General features: G+C 60.0%; 18 protein-coding genes and 1 pseudogene. 11 read left to right on the top strand and 8 right to left on the bottom strand.

Annotation, left to right across the window (positions count from 1 at the left end):
* Window positions 1-112: 112 nt before the first annotated feature.
* From D3872_RS19110 to D3872_RS19100, 3 genes are read right to left on the bottom strand one after another with little or no spacing between them, the layout of a single operon-like run.
* Window positions 113-916, bottom strand: coding sequence for an anti-sigma factor family protein (locus D3872_RS19110; RefSeq protein ID WP_119812299.1), 804 nt, complete (start codon window positions 914-916; stop codon window positions 113-115).
* Window positions 913-1419: an RNA polymerase sigma factor gene (locus D3872_RS19105; RefSeq protein WP_119812298.1), complete on the bottom strand. Its 507-nt coding sequence runs from the start codon at window positions 1417-1419 to the stop codon at window positions 913-915. The genes D3872_RS19110 and D3872_RS19105 overlap by 4 nt, the downstream gene beginning before the upstream one ends.
* A gap of 52 nt (window positions 1420-1471) precedes the next feature.
* Window positions 1472-1849 carry a COG4315 family predicted lipoprotein gene (locus D3872_RS19100; protein ID WP_119812307.1) on the bottom strand — a complete coding sequence of 126 codons (378 nt, stop codon included), beginning with the start codon at window positions 1847-1849 and terminating at the stop codon, window positions 1472-1474.
* Window positions 1850-2076: 227 nt separating this feature from the next.
* Here D3872_RS19100 and tnpC point away from each other — a divergent pair, with 227 nt between their 5' ends.
* The 5 genes from tnpC (at window position 2077) to D3872_RS19080 (ending at window position 5658) form a co-directional block, all read left to right on the top strand.
* Complete coding sequence (gene tnpC / locus D3872_RS19095) at window positions 2077-3489, top strand: IS66 family transposase (RefSeq protein WP_119811618.1); 1413 nt, start codon at window positions 2077-2079, stop codon at window positions 3487-3489.
* Between the two features lie 32 nt (window positions 3490-3521).
* On the top strand, window positions 3522-3782 hold the full coding sequence (locus D3872_RS19090; protein ID WP_119808949.1) for a hypothetical protein: 261 nt from the start codon (window positions 3522-3524) through the stop codon (window positions 3780-3782).
* A gap of 399 nt (window positions 3783-4181) precedes the next feature.
* A complete protein-coding gene (locus D3872_RS25330; protein ID WP_147373930.1) occupies window positions 4182-4991 on the top strand; it encodes a hypothetical protein in 810 nt (269 codons plus the stop codon).
* On the top strand, window positions 4991-5245 hold the full coding sequence (locus D3872_RS19085; RefSeq protein ID WP_119812297.1) for a FitA-like ribbon-helix-helix domain-containing protein: 255 nt from the start codon (window positions 4991-4993) through the stop codon (window positions 5243-5245). The genes D3872_RS25330 and D3872_RS19085 overlap by 1 nt, the downstream gene beginning before the upstream one ends.
* Window positions 5242-5658 (top strand): type II toxin-antitoxin system VapC family toxin, encoded by a 417-nt coding sequence (locus D3872_RS19080; protein WP_119812296.1) that lies wholly within the window; start codon window positions 5242-5244, stop codon window positions 5656-5658. Before D3872_RS19085 ends, D3872_RS19080 begins: the two co-directional genes overlap by 4 nt.
* 174 nt (window positions 5659-5832) lie before the next feature.
* Here D3872_RS19080 and D3872_RS19075 read toward each other — a convergent pair whose 3' ends face one another.
* Window positions 5833-6663, bottom strand: a complete 831-nt coding sequence (locus tag D3872_RS19075) for a substrate-binding periplasmic protein (protein WP_119812295.1) — start codon at window positions 6661-6663, stop codon at window positions 5833-5835.
* A 351-nt stretch (window positions 6664-7014) separates the two neighbouring features.
* On the opposite strand from D3872_RS19075, the gene D3872_RS19070 reads away from it, so the two are divergent.
* The 3 genes from D3872_RS19070 to D3872_RS19060 all read left to right on the top strand — a co-directional run bounded on the left by D3872_RS19070 (window position 7015) and on the right by D3872_RS19060 (window position 9551).
* Window positions 7015-8151 (top strand): ISAs1 family transposase, encoded by a 1137-nt coding sequence (locus tag D3872_RS19070; RefSeq protein WP_119808982.1) that lies wholly within the window; start codon window positions 7015-7017, stop codon window positions 8149-8151.
* A gap of 103 nt (window positions 8152-8254) precedes the next feature.
* Entirely contained in the window at window positions 8255-8617 is a 363-nt protein-coding gene (locus tag D3872_RS19065) for an ArsR/SmtB family transcription factor (protein WP_119812294.1), read from the top strand.
* Complete coding sequence (locus tag D3872_RS19060; protein WP_119812293.1) at window positions 8601-9551, top strand: SRPBCC family protein; 951 nt, start codon at window positions 8601-8603, stop codon at window positions 9549-9551. Before D3872_RS19065 ends, D3872_RS19060 begins: the two co-directional genes overlap by 17 nt.
* 96 nt (window positions 9552-9647) lie before the next feature.
* On the opposite strand, the gene D3872_RS19055 is transcribed toward D3872_RS19060, so the two are convergent.
* Window positions 9648-10142, bottom strand: coding sequence for an SRPBCC family protein (locus tag D3872_RS19055; RefSeq protein ID WP_220476967.1), 495 nt, complete (start codon window positions 10140-10142; stop codon window positions 9648-9650).
* Between the two features lie 21 nt (window positions 10143-10163).
* Window positions 10164-10532: a hypothetical protein gene (locus D3872_RS19050; RefSeq protein WP_119812292.1), complete on the bottom strand. Its 369-nt coding sequence runs from the start codon at window positions 10530-10532 to the stop codon at window positions 10164-10166.
* Between the two features lie 187 nt (window positions 10533-10719).
* On the opposite strand from D3872_RS19050, the pseudogene D3872_RS19045 reads away from it, so the two are divergent.
* Window positions 10720-11425: pseudogene (locus D3872_RS19045) on the top strand (glutathione S-transferase N-terminal domain-containing protein).
* 484 nt (window positions 11426-11909) lie between these two features.
* Window positions 11910-13634: a methyl-accepting chemotaxis protein gene (locus D3872_RS19040; RefSeq protein ID WP_119812291.1), complete on the top strand. Its 1725-nt coding sequence runs from the start codon at window positions 11910-11912 to the stop codon at window positions 13632-13634.
* Window positions 13635-13714: 80 nt separating this feature from the next.
* On the opposite strand, the gene D3872_RS19035 is transcribed toward D3872_RS19040, so the two are convergent.
* Window positions 13715-15364 carry a M28 family metallopeptidase gene (locus D3872_RS19035; protein ID WP_229459416.1) on the bottom strand — a complete coding sequence of 550 codons (1650 nt, stop codon included), beginning with the start codon at window positions 15362-15364 and terminating at the stop codon, window positions 13715-13717.
* A gap of 329 nt (window positions 15365-15693) precedes the next feature.
* On the opposite strand from D3872_RS19035, the gene D3872_RS19030 reads away from it, so the two are divergent.
* On the top strand, window positions 15694-17097 hold the full coding sequence (locus D3872_RS19030; protein WP_119812289.1) for a sensor domain-containing protein: 1404 nt from the start codon (window positions 15694-15696) through the stop codon (window positions 17095-17097).
* On the opposite strand, the gene D3872_RS19025 is transcribed toward D3872_RS19030, so the two are convergent.
* On the bottom strand, window positions 17069-17605 hold the full coding sequence (locus D3872_RS19025; RefSeq protein ID WP_119812288.1) for a DUF2058 domain-containing protein: 537 nt from the start codon (window positions 17603-17605) through the stop codon (window positions 17069-17071). The genes D3872_RS19030 and D3872_RS19025 overlap by 29 nt on opposite strands.
* Window positions 17606-17617 lie beyond the last annotated feature (12 nt).

Raw genomic sequence — 17617 nt, 5'->3', positions numbered from 1 at the left:
TGGCCTGTCTGTTGTGCCGCAGCCCGGTGCGGCAATGCCAGCGACATCACCAGTGCGAGGCAGAGCGACATGGATGTTGTAATCCTGGCAGGCAGGAAGCTACGATATCTGGTCATGCGTGCGCCTTCAGCTGTTCGTGGACGGCGCTGGCGATACGCGCCAGTTCGCCTTTGTTGGTACCGGCCGATAGGGCATAGCCGAACTTGCCGTCTATCCAGTAAAACACGTTGACCGGTCCTTCCTCAGCAAAGCGGAAACCCGTGTCCTTATTGTGCGCCTGCTCCGTGGAGACATACAATGTCAGGCGCTGGCCGCTTGAGTCGTGGTACATGAATTGGGCAACCGGGCCGCTTTCGCCGGGCAGCAGGCGCCCGCCAATCAGCTCGTACCCCAGCTTGCCGAGTTTCGGGGGCTGAATTTTGCTGCCAATCCGCTTGGACAGCCATGTCACGAGCAGTTCCTCCTGGTCCGCACCGATTTCGACCGGGCGTTTTACGTCCGGGCTATAAACCACATGAGCGATTGCTGCCTGCCGCGCAAGGTTGGCTACCTGGCGATCCTCCGCAAATCGGCTTGATCTTTGCGCTAGGGTGGGAACGCCTGGCTCATCCATTTGACCGTGCAGCGTCCACCCGGCGACGACACCGGTCACGGCAATGGCCACGCCTGCGGCCCACTGCTGCAGCATCCAGTTTCTTGTCCGAGGTACGCCGGTCAGCCGGGCCGGCACTGGCTCGGATAATATGGGATTGAATAGCACGCGCAAGGTTGCGGTCTGACGGCGGTAAGCTAACAACCGTTCGGCTTCCCCGGGTCGCGCTGCGAGATAAGCCTCGATCTCGGTACGCCGCGATTCCGGAAGATGCCCGTCTATATAAGCTTGCAAATCGGCTTCGGTAACAGGTAGTTGCGTCATTTGACGACCTTCAAACGAGATGGGATGGTTTTTCCGTCCATTAGAAGCCGCAGTCGTTCGCGGCCGCGCGACAGACGCGACATCACTGTACCGAGGGGAATGCTCAGCGTGGAAGATATTTCCTCATATGTCATTTCTTCCAAAGCGACCAGAAGCAAAATTTCGCGCTGTTCGACAGGTAGCAATGTCAAGGCCGCCTGCATATCGCGGATTTCCAGGCCTTGCATCTGCGGTGCATTGTAAGACGGCACGAGCGTATCCTCATCTAGCTCGACCGTCGCAACAACCTGCTTGCGCAGTTGGTCCACGTACAGGTTGTGCATGATGCCAAACATCCACGGCCGCATGTCGCTGCCAAGGCGACAGGACGCGAGCTTGCTCCAGCCACGTTCTAGTGTGTCTTGCACCAGGTCGTCAGCCTCGGCGCGGCTCCCCACCAATGCCCGTGCATAGCGGCGAAGGCGAGGAATGCAGGATACGAGCTGAGCGCTGTTCTGTTCCATAACGCGGTAGCTCAGGATGCCTTTGAAAGATTAGCCATTGACGTAGTTCGCATTAATCTTTGACGACGTGCCAAATGTCTTTGAAGTTGTCACCGGTTCGATCGCCTGGCTTTTTGTCCGCCGCATATAGGTAAAGCGGCTTGCCTTTGTAAGCAAGTTGCTTGTTGCCATCATCCCGAGCAACAACAGAATACGGCGTTAACAGCTGTGCAGCACCGGCTGCCACGGGAGGCCACAACGTAGCGCACGGGCCGTTGCATACACTTTTGCCGCTGTCGGCGACATCTTTATCAAAGGTATAGACCGTTTTTCCGTTATGGTCGACCAGGATGCCATTGGCCTGTTTTAGTGCAGGAGCGGCGGCAATGGCAGATCCTGCAGCGAATAACAGAGTAGCAATAATCGAGGCCAAAAGATGAAGCACTTTCATGATGAAGATCCTATTCGAGCGGCGTTGGGGTTTGTCCCGGCGGCCTTGGGTGCGCAGGCTAATCGTAAGGCGGCAGTCGATCGTTGAAATGGCCGCTAATACTTGGGTGTACGAGACCAGCACCTGATTTATTCCACGACGCCTGAAATTATTTCGTAACTATTCAGCCTGAATGAACACGGCAATGAGCAGTTGTAAACTATTGGCTATTGCCGCATCATGTCGGCATGCCACCGAAACCGCCTCGTCCCGACCTCACGCAGCTGTCCGATACCGACAAGGATCGTCTCATCGACGTGCTCTTTGCACGCATGGATGCGCTTGAGGCAAAGCTGGGAATGAACAGCCAGAATTCGAGCAAGCCACCATCCTCGGATGGACTGGCCAAGAAGCAGAAGACTAGCTCGTTGCGCGGCAAGTCTGGCAAGGCGGTTGGCGGCCAACCGGGCCATAAAGGCAGTACACTCAAGCGGGTGGCCGAGCCCACCAGTACGAAGGATTATCCGCCGCCGTCGCATTGCAACCGCTGCCACAGTGCGCTGGCGCTCGAACAGGCGCAGGTGCTGGAGCGCCGCCAGGTATTCGATGTGCCTGCGATGAGCTTCGAGGTGGTGGAACACCGTGTCTACACGGTGGTCTGCGCCTGCGGTCAGCGGCACGACAGCGTATTCCCGGCTGCGGTCGGCGACCTTGCGCAATACGGCCCGAACGTGCGCGCACTGGGCGTGCATCTGACCCAGGGCCAGATGCTGCCATATGCCCGCGCCGCCGAGTTGATTGGCGAGATGACGGGCTTGTCTGTGTCGCCAGCAACCCTGCTTGCCTGGGTTGGCGAAGCGAGCCTGGCCCTGCAGGGTACAGCCGACCTGATAGCGCGGCAATTGCACCACGCGCCAGTGCTGTGCGCCGACGAATCGGGCTTGCGCGTGGATGGCAAACTGCACTGGATGCATGTGGCGGCCACGGCGGAACTGACCTGGTATGGCATGCACGCAAAGCGCGGCCTGGATGCCATCGTCGCGCATGGCATTCTCCCCAAACGCATCGGCGTTCTGGTGCATGATTGCTGGGCCCCTTACTGGAAACTCGACGATGGCCTGCATGCCTTGTGCAATGCCCATCTCCTTCGAGAACTGGTGTATGCGCAGGAAGTGACTGGCCAGCAATGGCCGACCGCCATGACGGAACTGCTGCTCAACGCCCAACGACTGAGCGCGGCGGCGCGACAGCAGGGCCGGCCATTTGATGCCGATGCCATCGCCGCCTTCACCATCGTCTACAACGACATCGTGCGCCAAGGGGAGCAATTGAACCCTCCCCAACTCAAACCAGACGGATCATCCGGTCGCTGCAAGCAATCCGACGCCTATAACTTGCTGCGCCGCTTCCGGCTGCACGCCGATGCTATCTTGCGCTTCATCGCCGATCCGACCGTCCCGTTCTCCAACAATATTGCCGAGCGGGCCGTCCGCATGCCCAAGGTCAAACAAAAAATATCGGGATGCTTCCGCACCATTGCCGGCGCCGACAATTTCTGCATCATTCGCTCCTGCCTCGACACGCTACGCAAACAGGGGCACAGCATGCTGGAAGTGCTACGCCGCGCATTTACTGGCGATCCGATCATGCCAGCTGCGTAGCGGCCGAACAGTTAACAATCGCATTCAATACCATGGCCCCGAAGCGCAAACTGACCGTCGCCCAGAAGAGGGAGAAGGCACAGTTCATGACTATCTTCATCAACGGAAAACAAAGGCGGGTACGTCGTCCGGTCCTGATCGATGGCCTGGATCCCGATGAGTTCTACTTGCGAAATGCCGATTCGATCGCGCTGCATCAAGACGGCCTGTGGGAATGCATAGCTGAGGCCGAACAAGGCGACATCGCGTTCACCGATGCGGATGACGCGGATTGCTTTGGCCATTCAGGCTGAACAGTTACATTATTTCTTTCAATGGCTGGGGTAGGTGGAATTTTCGAGACGCATGTTTGACTTCAGAGCTGCGTCACGCTGGTCAGCGGCTGTTCATCTCGCCGGCCTTTGGGTCGCAACACTCCCATTGCGAAAAGCTTGGATCAGGTAGGTAGTTGACGCAAGCAGCGGCCTGGCTGGCGAAGCGCCGGTCTTTGTCCGGCCTTCCAGAAGGAAATGGGCGGCTTGCGAGGTCTGATACGACGAATTGGAGGTGGACTTCCCCAGGCAGATCAGCGACAAATCTGGTGACCGGCCCGCATCAAGGATCGATCCGTCTGAAGTTATGAAAAACGGCGGAGTACAGGAAAAATGTTCATGGCGCCGTCTTGAGTGCAAAATTTTGGCTTGGCGTTAGACTTGAAAATCCTTGTTTCGGTGGTTCGATTCCGCCCCGGGCCACCAAGGACAAAAAGTGAAAACGCCAACCTTCGCGGGTTGGCGTTTTCGTTTCCGGGGTTTGTAGTGCTCGTGTCCGGTTCTGCGTCAAAGTTCTTTCGCGCGGACGAAACAAGAAGCGACGCGTCATATGCCAACGACGGGCTCACGAGCACCCGCCAGGCAGTGGAAGGCGCGGCAACCGGTGGAGTGGGTCAATTCGGCGAGCAATCGAGCCACTTGACTACTGTATTTTTTGACACCTCGGTGCGCCTCAGCGTGGGAAGGGTGTTGATTAAATCAGGGCTTCTAGATCGTGCCCTGCCTACCACCGGTCTTTCCTGGGATGACAAAGTCATCCAAATCATCAGTCACTTGCTCGAACAAGGCAGGGGAAGTCTGAAAGGCTACCTTTTTACGCTGGCATCCAGGTTGTTTGCATTGCTCGCCAGTGCCCAATTCAATATAAGCGGGACAATTCTTGTGGTCATGATCAACGCAGGGCATATTGCCTCCCAAAATGTTGATAGTTTACGACGTTGTTTCAATGATCAGATTACACCACAACCCGAAGGTTTGCCTGAAATAGTGCATTCATTGTGCAGCCTGGAAGGAACGCTATGCCGACGGATCACGCAGCTTGACGCAGGACTTGATCACCATCAAACCACGCTTATTAAGTATCGCGTCCGCCAAGAATATTCCAAGCAAAACGCCCACTTCTGCTGGCTTGCAGGCATGCATGCAATCACATATGATGAATGCATCGCAGGCATTTATGAGGCGCTGTAATGGCAATGCTAACCGTACGTAATATTCCCGACGATGTACACCGGGCATTGCGGGTGCGAGCTGCCCAAAATGGCCGCAGCACCGAGGCCGAAGTCCGCGAGATTCTGGCGAGCGCGGTGAAGCCGGAACAGCGCGTTCAAATGGGTGAAGCCCTGGCAGCATTGGGGCGCGAAATCGGCCTCTCGAACAAGGATTTCGAAGCCTTTACGCAAGGTAAGGACAAGACACCGGCCGAGCCGGTGAGCCTTGAATGATCGTTCTCGATACCAACGTGGTTTCGGAAGCGATGAAGCCCACGCCGCACCCCGCTGTGCGCGCATGGCTGAACGAGCAAGCCGCCGAAACGTTGTATCTGTCCAGCGTTACGCTGGCCGAGCTGCTGTTTGGCATCCGTGCTCTCCCGAGCGGCAAGCGTAAGGACGTGTTGGCGCGGACCCTTGACGGTCTCATTGAGCTTTTCAGGGATCGGGTGCTTCCATTCGACACCGATGCCGCCCGGCACTATGCCGAGCTGGCCGTAGCCGCCAGGGCCGGCGGGCGCGGGTTTCCAACACCGGATGGTTATATCGCCGCGATTGCAGTGTCGCGGCATTTCATCGTGGCTTCGCGGGATACAGCTCCCCATGAGGCCGCCAAGGTAGCCATCATCAATCCGTGGGAGCAGTAGACGACTCGACCGCACGATTGGTGGCGGGACTAAACACCCTGCGTCAAAGATTCAATTCTGCCCTCGCGCCTTCAGGGCACGCAACGGAGGGATAGCGCAGTACCACGTTCGGCGCGACCCTCAGCCCACGCTTGGCCACCCGTCACGGGGACCGTGCCCGGCGCTTCTCTCTCTTCACTTCCCTGCTCCCAATTTATCGCACGCTGCCGGGGTGCGTGCAGGCACGGGCCCGCGCCCGCGCTCCTTGAGTGCTTTCACGAATGCCGGACGCCGGATCTCGTCAAGAGAAAACCATAAGGCCTTGCGGGCATGCGGCAAGGAAGCGGGGCGCAACGGGTTCGCCAGGTCGATCACGCGGCGCCGTTCCAGCCCGGCTTCGGCGATCTGCATCGCAAAATAACTGTAGAACATGCGGTCGAATGAACCGTCGGCAATCGCCGCCTCCAGCCCGCGCCTCACCTCCTCCGCCAGCTGCGTGTTGCGCCGATTGACGAAGAAATACGCATCGGTGGGATAGCGCAGCACCAGGTTCGGCTCGACTGCCAGCGCCGGATATTTGCTCTGTTCGGAGAAGACCTGCTGGATCGAACGAGGAAAATAGTCGATCCGTCCTGCCTCCAGCATCTTGAACATGCCATCGTAGGCCGACGATGCGTGTACCGGCATGCCGTTGGCGCGCAAAATCGCCGTATCCGGCCAGTCGTGCCCCTGCACGGCGACGAAAGGCTTGAGCTGCGTAGCCGATCGGACATTCGCGAACTGGTGAAGGCGATCGCTGCGCACCAGCGCAATGCGCCAGCCGAGCAGGCCCTTGGTCAAAGGAATGGCGACCGGCAGCAGCGCCGCCTCGCGTTCCGGCGCGGTCATGGTGTAGATGATGTCGACCTTGCCGGACCCACGCTCGAGCTCCATCAATCCGCGCGCCTGCTGCATGCTTTGGCTGCTGTACACCAGCGTGTGGCAAACATTGGCCTTGGCGAACGCGAGCTTCAATATCGCCCCCATACGGGTCCCGATCGGTATCGCCCCACTCAGGACGCAGATACGTATATGTCGCCGCGTTCGCAGGGAGCGCAGCCAGGCAGGATAAGCTCCACAGCAGGAAAGCCAAAAACCGATGCATGACAGGGAACTGGATTCGAATGGGGTGGCTGGACGTACCCCTTTTTCAGGCGGCGCACGAAGGTTTATTACCGGCGGGTATGCTATCACGTTGACAACGCATCCGACGCGCGCGACACCCTGGCATATCAGGGCAATTGCATGAAGGCGATCTCGTTGTCATGAGCAAAGGTTGCAAGTATTGCTTGTAAACTCGCTCAGAATGGCGTTTACTCTCGATATTTGAGCGAGAAAATGGCAAACGGACCGATGTCGTTGGTGGAAGCATTCGATGAATTGCGCGATCCGCGTGCGCGGCAATGCGCATATCAACTCGACGAATTACTGTTGGCCGCGATCTGCGCCGTCATCAGTGGGGCAGAGAGCTGGACCAATGTTGTCGAATGGAGCGAGATGAAGCTCGACTGGTTGCGCCAGCACCTTCCATTTGCCAATGGCATCGCCTCGCACGACACCTTCGGACGGGTCTTTTCGCTGCTCGACGCAACGCAGTTCGAGGCATGCTTCGTGCGCTGGATGAGTTCAATGTGTCCCTCGCTGAAGGGACAGCACATTGCCATCGATGGCAAGTGCGTACGTGGCTCGCATGATGGCAAGCAGAGTGCCATTCACCTAGTGTCGGCATGGAGCAGCGCAAGCGGTTTGACGCTGGGACAGGTCCGGACAGCCGACAAGAGTAACGAGATCACGGCGATACCGGAACTGTTGGCGACGCTGGACATCAAAGGCGCCATAATCACGATTGACGCGATGGGATGCCAGCACGACATCGCGGCCAATATCGTCGCAAGCGGCGCCGACTATGTGCTGGGCGTGAAGGACAACCAGCCCGGTCTGTCCGAAGCCGTCAAGCTGTGGTTCGATGCCGCAGATAGCGGCAAGTTGGATCGCCCGTTCTGGGATGACAGCCAGACGGAAAAAGATCACGGACGGATCGAAACCCGGCGCTGCTTGGTAACCAACGACGTCGCCTGGCTCGGTCAGCAAAACCAGCACTGGTCCGGCCTGCAAAGCCTAATCATGATCGAATCGACGCGTGAAATTATTGGCAGAAACAGTAGCGGCAAAACCAGCGTCGAACGCCGATACTACATCAGCAGCCTGCCGGCCAAAGCGGCGCATCTCGCTCAGACCGTACGGGCACACTGGGGCATCGAAAACTGCATGCACTGGGTTCTGGACGTCGCATTTCGCGAGGACGATTGCCGTATCCGCGTAGGCGAAGCTGCGCAAAATTTCGCCATCCTGCGTCGAATTGCTCTCAACCTACTGAAAAACGAGAAGACCACGAAGCTCGGGATCGCCGGAAAACGCTTAAAGGCAGGCTGGAACACCGACTATCTCGCTAAAGTATTGGGCTTGGCAATCTGATCCTTCATGCAATCGCCCTGCCTGGCATATGCGATTGCTTGACAATCGACTCTTCCTGGCCCATGTTTAACCAATAGGTTAATTAAACGCTTGGTATAGTCCCATGCAAGATCAACTCAGCCAGACCTTTTCCGCCCTTGCCGATCCGACCCGGCGCGCCATGCTGGCACGCCTGTCGACGGGAGAAGCGAACGTATCCGACCTGGCCCGGCCGTTTCTTGGCGAGATGAGCCTGCCTGCCATCACTAAACACCTCCAGGTCCTCGAAAAAGCCGGCCTGATCACCAAGACGCGCAAGGCCCAATGGCGCTCTTGCAAAATCAATGGCGACGGGCTCAAGGACGCGGCCGACTGGATGGAGCAATACCGCATCTTCTGGGAAGAGAGCTTCGACCGCCTCGATGCCTACCTGAAAACCGTCACCGCAAACCCTTCGGAAGGAAATAAAAATGACAGCGACCAGTGAATCCAGGGAAATCAGAATCATCCGCACCTACGACGCGCCGTTGAAGGCGGTCTGGGATGCATGGACCGATCCGGACCAGGTGGCGCAGTGGTGGGGGCCGCGCGGCTTCACGCTCACCACGCACAGCAAGGACTTGCGGGCAGGCGGCAGCTGGGTGTACACCATGCATGGCCCGGACGGCACCGATTACCCGAACAAGACGCTCTACCTGGAAGTGGAGCCGCTGGCCAGGCTCGTCTACGACCATGGCGGCAACGATGACCGTCCACCCATGTTCCGCGTCACAGTCCAGTTCGCGGAGGCGGATGGCAAGACCCGCATGGAGATGTGCATGAGCTTGCCTAGCGCGGAAGCGGCGGCGCAGGCCCGCCAGTTCATCAAGCAGGCCGGCGGCGACGCCACCTGGGACCGGCTGGCCGAATACCTGGCCAAGCGCCTGTCGGACGCGGACAAATTTGTCATCAACCGCAGCTTCGATGCGCCGCTGACCGTGATGTTCGACATGTGGACCAGGACCGAACACATCGCCGAATGGCTGGCGCCGTCGGGTTTCGACACACACTTCTTCCGCGCCGACATAAAGACCGGAGGCAGCGCCTTCTGCCGCATGGCAAGTCCGGCGTTCACGATACACGGCCGCTTCAACTACGAGGAAGTCCGCAGTCCGGACCGCATCGTCTATACGCAGCAATTCTGCGACGAGAACGAGAATGTCTCGCGCCACCCAATGGCGCCGGACTGGCCGGACACCCTGCGCACCACCGTGGACCTGAGCGCGGAGGGCCCCAACCGCACGCGCGTCACGGTCACCGCGGAAGTTGCAGGCCCTGCGACTGCGGACGAACGCGCAGCCTTCGCCGCTGCCCGCGGCGGCATGACCCAGGGTTGGACCGGGTCGTTCGACAAGCTCGACTCCGTACTCGCTGCACGCTGACCGCCGGGCCTTGATGACAAACGCCACCTCCGGGTGGCGTTTTGCTTTTTGACCGCTTCGGTTCCCGCCCCTGCCCTTTTCGGCCAGGCGCGGGACTCATTCGTCCGGATAAGGTGCCTGCGGACCTTTTGGAAAACGGTCCGCCACAAGATTCAAGCGAACATTGTGCTCAAGGAGCGCTTTCAGTCCCGCAAGCATCCAGGTGAATCCCTGGGTCGACTCGCATGCGTACATGGCCAACTCGTCGCCGGTGCCGGCCCAGCCCGATTCCGTGATGCTGACGAACGTTGCGTCATCTCCATGGACCGCGAACTTCCATTCGACCTTGGTACGCCCGCTGTACCCGTCCCACTCGATGACGATCCGCCGGTTCGGCTCGATAGCGGTCACGGTCACGTTCGTTGAAGCGCCATACATTTCCCATTCCCAGGTGACCGACTTTCCGGCTGCGAGACGGCCACTACTCTTGGTGAACCAAAATCTGGTCGTCACGTCAGGGTCGATAAAAGCGGCAAACACTTCCGCGATGGGCCTGCGTATGAGCATCCCTGTCTTTGCAACCGGCACCTGCGTCAGTTCGAGTTTGCTCATACTTTCCCCTCCAAATAAATCTTAAGCGCCGGCGAATGCCGCGAAGCACAGCAAAACGAAGGCCAGCACATTGACGCCCGCGTGGACAATGACAAGCCATTTCGGAAGTGGAATTTGTCGAAGATGATAATGAAGGTTCAGGAAGACTCCGCCGGCGGCGCCGCCCGCGAACAGCAGCAGGGAAAGGTAGGCGAAGGCGGGCACGTTCATCGTAGCAGCCGCATATGCAAGCAGCGTCAGGCCAGCACCGGCCAGGAAGCCGTGCAGCATCGCGAGCCACGACGGCGGATTCGCTCCGGACGTAAACCGAACAAAGCCCATTGCGACGCCGCCCAATGCGGCGATGCCAAACAAATAGGTCGATATTTGTAGCATCTGGAACGGTTCCATCGTGCGCTCCTCGGGTGGCCTTCGGTCAGGGGGCATTCACTTCAGATTGCAAATGTGGCAAGATCAATAGAATTTGTCGCACGGTTGAGTTCGGGTACTACCGCGGTTGGGTTTGCATTTCCGGGGCAGGTCTGCACGTGCCTTGATTTAACGATAATCTTACTTCTTTGCACACATGAGGATGACCATGACCGGAATCGCCGATTTCCCCATCAACGCCAAATGGCCTGCCAGCTTCCCTGACCGCATCCAGTTGTACTCGCTGCCCACGCCGAACGGCGTGAAGGTATCGATCATGCTCGAAGAAATCGGCCTACCCTACGAGCCGCATCTGGTGAGCTTCGAGACCAATGACCAGATGTCGCCGGAATTCATCTCGCTGAACCCAAACAACAAGATCCCTGCCATCATCGATCTCAACGGGCCTGGCGGCAAACCGCTGGCACTGTTCGAGTCGGGCGTCATCCTGCTTTACCTGGCCGAAAAGAGCGGCCAGCTGCTGCCGCAGGATGCAGCGTTGCGCTACGAGACAATCCAGTGGGTGATGTTCCAGATGGGCGGCATTGGCCCGATGTTCGGCCAAGTGGGCTTCTTCCATAAATTCGCCGGCAAGGACTACGAAGACAAGCGTCCGCGCGACCGCTACGTAGCCGAGTCGGCGCGCTGCTGGGTGGCTTGAACCGGCACTGGAAAGGAACGGAAATGGATGATGGGCGATCAGTACACCATTGCGCATCGCATCTTCCGTGGGTCGCAACCTGCGTCGGCTTCTACGGCGGCGGGCGAGGCTGGTCGGCAGCATCGAAAAATTCGCCAACGTGCAGCACGTGATGGCCGATTTCGTCGCGCGCCCTGCCGTCGAGCGTGGCCTGAACATCCCGGCGCGCGGTTGAAAGCGTACCTGCCTGGAAAGGCGCATGCAAATTCCAGGATTTTCATTGTACTTGTGATGATTGGTTAGTTTTCAACAGAAATCGGCCTGTTATCCTGAGGCATGGTTAATTGCTTCAGCAGCGAAAAGTACCGTTGAGACCACAATAGAGCACTGTCCCAACCCGCTAATACTGCGAAAGTCATCTCAACGGTAGCTGCTGGCGAGACCTCACACTGAGCTACCCAAGTTTTTCTCATCCCCTTTCGGCCAAGAAAAACTCTGAGCAGTCATGTTGCTTTCAAACAACCAACCGTTTTTGACATGATAGAATTATGACAACCTGGAGCCCCAGCGCGTAATCGCATACTGAAGCACTTAAGGAGTTTGACCGTGGACCAACACCAAAGTTCAAAACATTTTTTCACTTGGACGGCTGCGCGCGCTTCGCGCCCGGCTCGTTTCACTCCCTGCCCTGAAGTGCAGGGTTTCTCGGAGCAATTCTGATGAAAAAGACCCTGACCTGGGCGCTGCTCGGCTGGATCGGCCTTGCACTTCTGTTTGCCGCGGCGTTATACCGGGTACGCCAGACGCAGGCGCAAGTATCTGCCGCTTACGAAGTACGTTATCAGTCCTACATTCTTGCCGACGAGCTGCGCCAGAGCTCGGACGACCTCACCCGCCTCGCGCGCACCTACGTGGTCACCGGCGACGCAAAATACGAAAAGCAGTACCTCGACATCCTCGATATCCGCGGCGGCAAGAAGCCACGCCCGCAGAATTACGAGCGCATCTACTGGGACTTCGTCGCCGCCGGCGAAAGCAAGCCCCGTCCGGATGGCGCCACCATCTCGCTGATCGACCTGATGAAAAAGGCCGGCTTCTCGGAGCAGGAATTCGCCAAGCTGAAGGAAGCCCAGGACAATTCGGACGCGCTGGTCAAGACTGAAGTGGTCGCCATGAATGCGGTCAAAGGCCTGTTCGACGACGGCACCGGCCATTTCGTCGAAAAGGACGGCCCCAACATGGAGATGGCGCGCCAACTGCTGCACAGCAACGACTATCACAGGTTCAAGGCACAGATCATGAAGCCGGTGGACGCCTTCTTCGCCTTGCTCGACGAGCGCACCCGGCAGGCTGTCGCCGCTGCCGAGCAAGCCAGCCGCCAGGCCTTCATGGCCGCCGGCGCGCTGCTGCTGGTCTCGGTGCTGGCCGTCGCGGCCGGACTGGCCTGGGGTTACCGCCGCCTGAGCAGCCAGCTCGGCGCGGAACCGGCTGAAGCGCAGCTCCTTGCCGGCGAAATCGCCGCGGGCAACCTCGCGGTAGCGATCGACGTGCGCCCCGGCGACGAGGCCAGCCTGCTGCACGCCATGCAGAAAATGCGCGACAACCTGGCGCAGGTCGTGGGCGAACTGCGCCACGGCACCCAGACCATCGCCAGCGTGTCGGGCCAGATCGCGGCCGGCAACCAGGACCTGTCGTCGCGTACCGAACAGCAGGCCGGCGCGCTGGAAGAGACCGCCTCATCGATGGAGGAACTGACCACCACCGTGCGCCAGAACGCCGAGAACGCGCGCCAGGCCAACGAGCTGGCTGTCACCGCGTCGAACATTGCCGCCAAGGGTGGCGCCGTGGTGGCCCAGGTGGTCGACACCATGGGCTCGATCAATGACTCTTCGCGCAAGATCGTCGACATCATCGGCGTCATCGACGGCATCGCGTTCCAGACCAATATCCTGGCGCTGAATGCCGCCGTGGAAGCGGCGCGCGCGGGCGAACAGGGCCGCGGCTTTGCCGTGGTGGCGTCGGAAGTGCGCAACCTGGCGCAGCGTTCGGCGGCCGCCGCCAAGGAAATCAAGGAACTGATCGGCGACTCGGTCGGCCGCGTCGACGCCGGCAGCAAGCTGGTCGACGAGGCCGGTGCCACGATGACCGAAGTGCTGGACAGCGTGAAGCGCGTTACCGCGATCATGGGCGAGATCATGACGGCCAGCCAGGAGCAAAGCGCCGGCATCGACCAGATCAACCACGCCATCGCAGGCATGGACCACGGCACCCAGCAAAATGCGGCGCTGGTCGAAGAGGCGGCAGCGGCATCCCAGGCGATGCTGGACCAGGCGCGCCGCCTGGCGGAAGTGGCCAGCATCTTCAAGCTCGATGGCAGCCATGATGTGCCGCGTGCGGCCCCGCCGCGCGCGGTCAGGAAGTCCGCGCCGGCCCTGCTTGGCTAAATGCCTGGGCCGGGATCGTTCCCGCACCAGCAGCACTCAAGCGAAACGCCACCTTCGGGTGGCGTTTTTGCTTGCGGCGCTTACTTGCGCTGTGCCGCCGACTTGTCGCGTGCCGCGCGGAACTCGGAGTCCGCCGACCAGTTCGGCCAGGATGCCGAATTGGCGAGGTCGGCGCCCACCGTGTACAGCACTTCCAGATCGCGCGCCATGCCGGTGAACGGCCACTTCGGATTGAACTCGTCCGACGGCTGGTGGTAATTGTTCTTGGTGTAGGCTTCTTCAGCCGCCGCGCCCGCCTTCACACCGCCATCGACCCAGTCATAGCCTGAACCAAACGAAACGGCCGGCACGCCGCGCTTGGCGAACGGGAAGTGGTCGGAACGGAAGAAGTAGCCGGCTTCCGGCTTTGGATCAGGCGAGTAAGCGATGTTCCACTTCTTGGCCGTGGCCACCATCTGGTCCAGCAGGTCCAGCTTGGCGCTGCCGGAAATATTGAAGTTGCGGGCCGGGCCAAACGGGCTGAGCGCATCCATGTTGATCACGCCAACGGTGCTCGCCAGCGGATACAGCGGGTTGGCAGCATAGTATTCCGAACCCAGCAGGCCTTTTTCCTCGGCCGTCACGGCCAGGAACACGACGCTGCGTTGCGGCGCAGGCTGCTTGGCGTACACGCGCGCCAGTTCCAGCATCGCGGCGAGGCCGGTGGCATTGTCGACCGCGCCGTTGTAGATCTTGTCGCCCTTGGCATCCGGCAGGCCGACGCCCAGGTGATCCCAGTGGCCGCTGTACATCACGTACTGGTTCGGGTGCTTGCTGCCTTCGCGCACGGCGACAACATTCTTCGACTTGATGACCTGCGCATCAACCGCGTAGTTGGCCGACAGCGACAGGCCCTTCAGCTCGACCGGCTTGAAGTCGCGCGACTGCGCCTGCTTCTTGGCCGCGTCAAAGTCGAGGCCGGAACGCTTGAACAGATCCGCCGCCAGGTCGCGCTGGATCCATGCTTCCATCGGCGCGTGCGCCTTGCCCGGCTCCTTGCGCACGATGTCGTACATCACAATGGTGTTCGAGTTCTTGACGGTCGGCCAGCCATACGATGCCGGCGCGGTCTCGTGCACGATGATCGTACCGATTGCTCCGCGGCGCGCCATTTCCTCGTACTTGTAGGTCCAGCGGCCGTAGTACGTCATCGCCTTGCCGCCGAAATCGCCCTTGCCGGTTTCGAAGTCCGGGTCGTTGATCAGCACGATGGCCAGCTTGCCCTTCAGGTCCATGCCCTTGAAGTCGTCCCACTTGCGCTCAGGCGCCGTGACGCCGTAGCCGACGAAGACCAGCGGCGCATTCTTGAATTCGACTTTCTTCGCGCCGTTCATCGCCGCGCGCACGGCCATGTCATCGCCCTGCTTGAGGGTCTGGGTATTCTTGCCGTCGTTCAGGGTCAGTGTGACCGGGCCCTTGATGTCGAAACGGCCGAGCGGAACGTCCTGCGTCCAGCTGCGCTTGCCGCCGGCCAGGTCGCCGCCCGGTTTCAGGCCCGCTGCCTTGAACTGTTCAATCAGGTAATTGACGGTCTTGGTCTCACCGGCCGTGTTCGGGCCGCGGCCTTCGAATTCGTCCGAGGACAGCACCTTCACGTCCTGCGACAGGCGTTGCGCGTCGAACTTGGGGGTATCGGCAGCTTGGGCGGTGGCCGCCGCCAGACTCAACAGTACAAGGGTAGCGTTTTTCAATGCATTTCTCCATTGCGTAAATATGAACGAATCGGGCAAACCGTTTAATCCTAAACGATCCGGCACAGTAACATAGGTCATCTCGCCTCGGTCAAAACGAGCGAGGGCCTTGTCGGGATGACACGCGGATGGAATTTTGGGGTCGCGCAATGCGGGCGTCCGGTGTGCGATCGTCAACGCATTGAGCAAGCTTCTTCCGTCGCTTACTCCAACCGCGGCATTCTTTGCTAGACTTGAATCAACGTAACAGTGGATTTGATCGCCGAATTACCAGCGCCGCGCCCAATGCTGGTACTAAAGCCGGTCCGCGACCAAACATGACCTAGCCTATGCCATCCGCGACCGTACTTGGCCACGCCGGCTTTCTGGACATGCTGCTCGACGCCGTTTGCGTCGTCGACCGCAGCGGTCACTTCGTGTTTGTCAGCGCCGCCTGCGAACAGATTTTCGGCTACACCCAGGAAGAAATGATTGGCAAGGTCATGATCGACATGGTCCATCCCGAGGACCGTGAGCGCACCCTGGCAGCTGCGGGACGGGTCATGGCGGGACAAACCCACCTGCACTTCGAGAACCGTTACCTGCACAAGGACGGCCAGGTGGTGCACATCATGTGGTCGGCGCGCTGGTCCGAAGTGGATCAGCTGCGGATCGCCGTCGCGCGCGACATCACCGAAAGCAAGCGCACCGCATCGATGCAAGCCGCGGTCTACGCCATTTCCGAAGCCGCGCACGCCGCCGAAGACGTGCTCGGCCTGATCCGCCAGGTCCACCACATCATCGCCTCCCTGCTCCCGGCTCCGGGCCTTTCCGTGGCGCTGATCGACCGGGACGGAACGTCGCTGGCCTTCGCGTACAACGCCATCGAATTCGACGATGCCGCCACCGAACCAGACGCGGCGGCCCTCGCCTTGTGCGCCGAGGTGGCAAGCACCCGCAAGCCGCTCCTGGTGACAAGGGAAACCATTGGCCACTTGCCGGACACCCTGGGGCATATCGCAGGCCCCGCGCCGCAAAACTGGTTGGGTGTGCCACTGAACGCAGGGCAGGAAACCATCGGCGTGCTCGCCTTGCACAGCGCACAGGGAAGCGCAGCCTACAGCGAGGCCGACCGCGAACTGCTGCAGTACATCTCCACGCAGGTCGCCACCGCGATCCAGCGCAAGCAGCTGCACGCGCAGCTGCACCGCATGGCGCAATTCGACGAACTGACCGCGCTGCCCAACCGGCGCCTGTTCCACGACCGGCTGGAAAACGCGCTCGCACGCGCGCAGCGGCAACAGCACCGGCTCTGCGTGCTGTTCCTCGACCTGGACCACTTCAAGCAGATCAACGACATGTTCGGCCACGCTGCGGGAGATGCGGTACTGCGCGAGGTCGGCAGGCGCCTGGCGCACTGCGTCCGCAGCGCCGACACCGTCGCGCGCATGGGAGGCGACGAGTTCGTGGTGCTGCTGGACGACTTCCAGGATCCCGGCCAGGTACCGGCCATGGTGGAGAAAATCCGCAACGCGCTTGGCCAGCCGCTCGACATCGGCGGCGGCCGCATGTTACGGCCCCTGCCGAGTGTCGGCATCGCCCTCTATCCCGAACATGGGAAGGACAGCCAGCAGCTGCTCAGGCACGCGGACGATGCGATGTACATCGAGAAGAAGCGGCGCCAGTCAGCTGGACCAGCCTCGTGTCAGACCGATGGCGGCGCCGTTACCACATCAGGTCATCAGGAATCTTGAAGGCCGCATACGGATCGTCCGCATCCGGCTCGGTGACGGTCTTGTTCACCCGCACCACCATCGAGGCGTCGCGTTCGGCGATCTTGTCGGCGATAACCTTCGGCACCAGCTCGGTGCTGCCGTTCAGGCACACGATCACCAGGCGGCCCGCCATCAAGTGCGCCTGCACCGCGGCCGACACGTAGATCCGCTCGATCCTGGTGCCGTGCGTGAAGTTATAGGCGATGTCGCCCGCACCCTTGTTCTGGCGGTTCTGCTGCACCATTTGCGCAATCTGCGCCATGACGGCCTTCTGCGCAGCCGCCGCATCGCGCTGCGCATTCAGTTCGCGGGCACGCTCGGCGTTCTTGCGCTGCGTCTCGATCGCGGCCAGGCGCGCCTCGTCCACCGTCTGGGTGCCGGTGCGGCGCTCGACTTTTTTCTGCTTGCTTTTGTCCTGGTTGACCTGCTTGACCTTGTTCTTGTCGACCAGGCCGGCTTTCAAAAGCTGTTCTTGTAAAGAGACCATGTTGTACTGCTC

Source organism: Massilia cavernae, assembly GCF_003590855.1.
GTDB classification, from domain to species: domain Bacteria; phylum Pseudomonadota; class Gammaproteobacteria; order Burkholderiales; family Burkholderiaceae_D; genus Telluria_A; species Telluria_A cavernae.
Note: the sequence above shows the minus strand (reverse complement) of the source record. Positions and strands in the feature narration are given on the sequence as shown.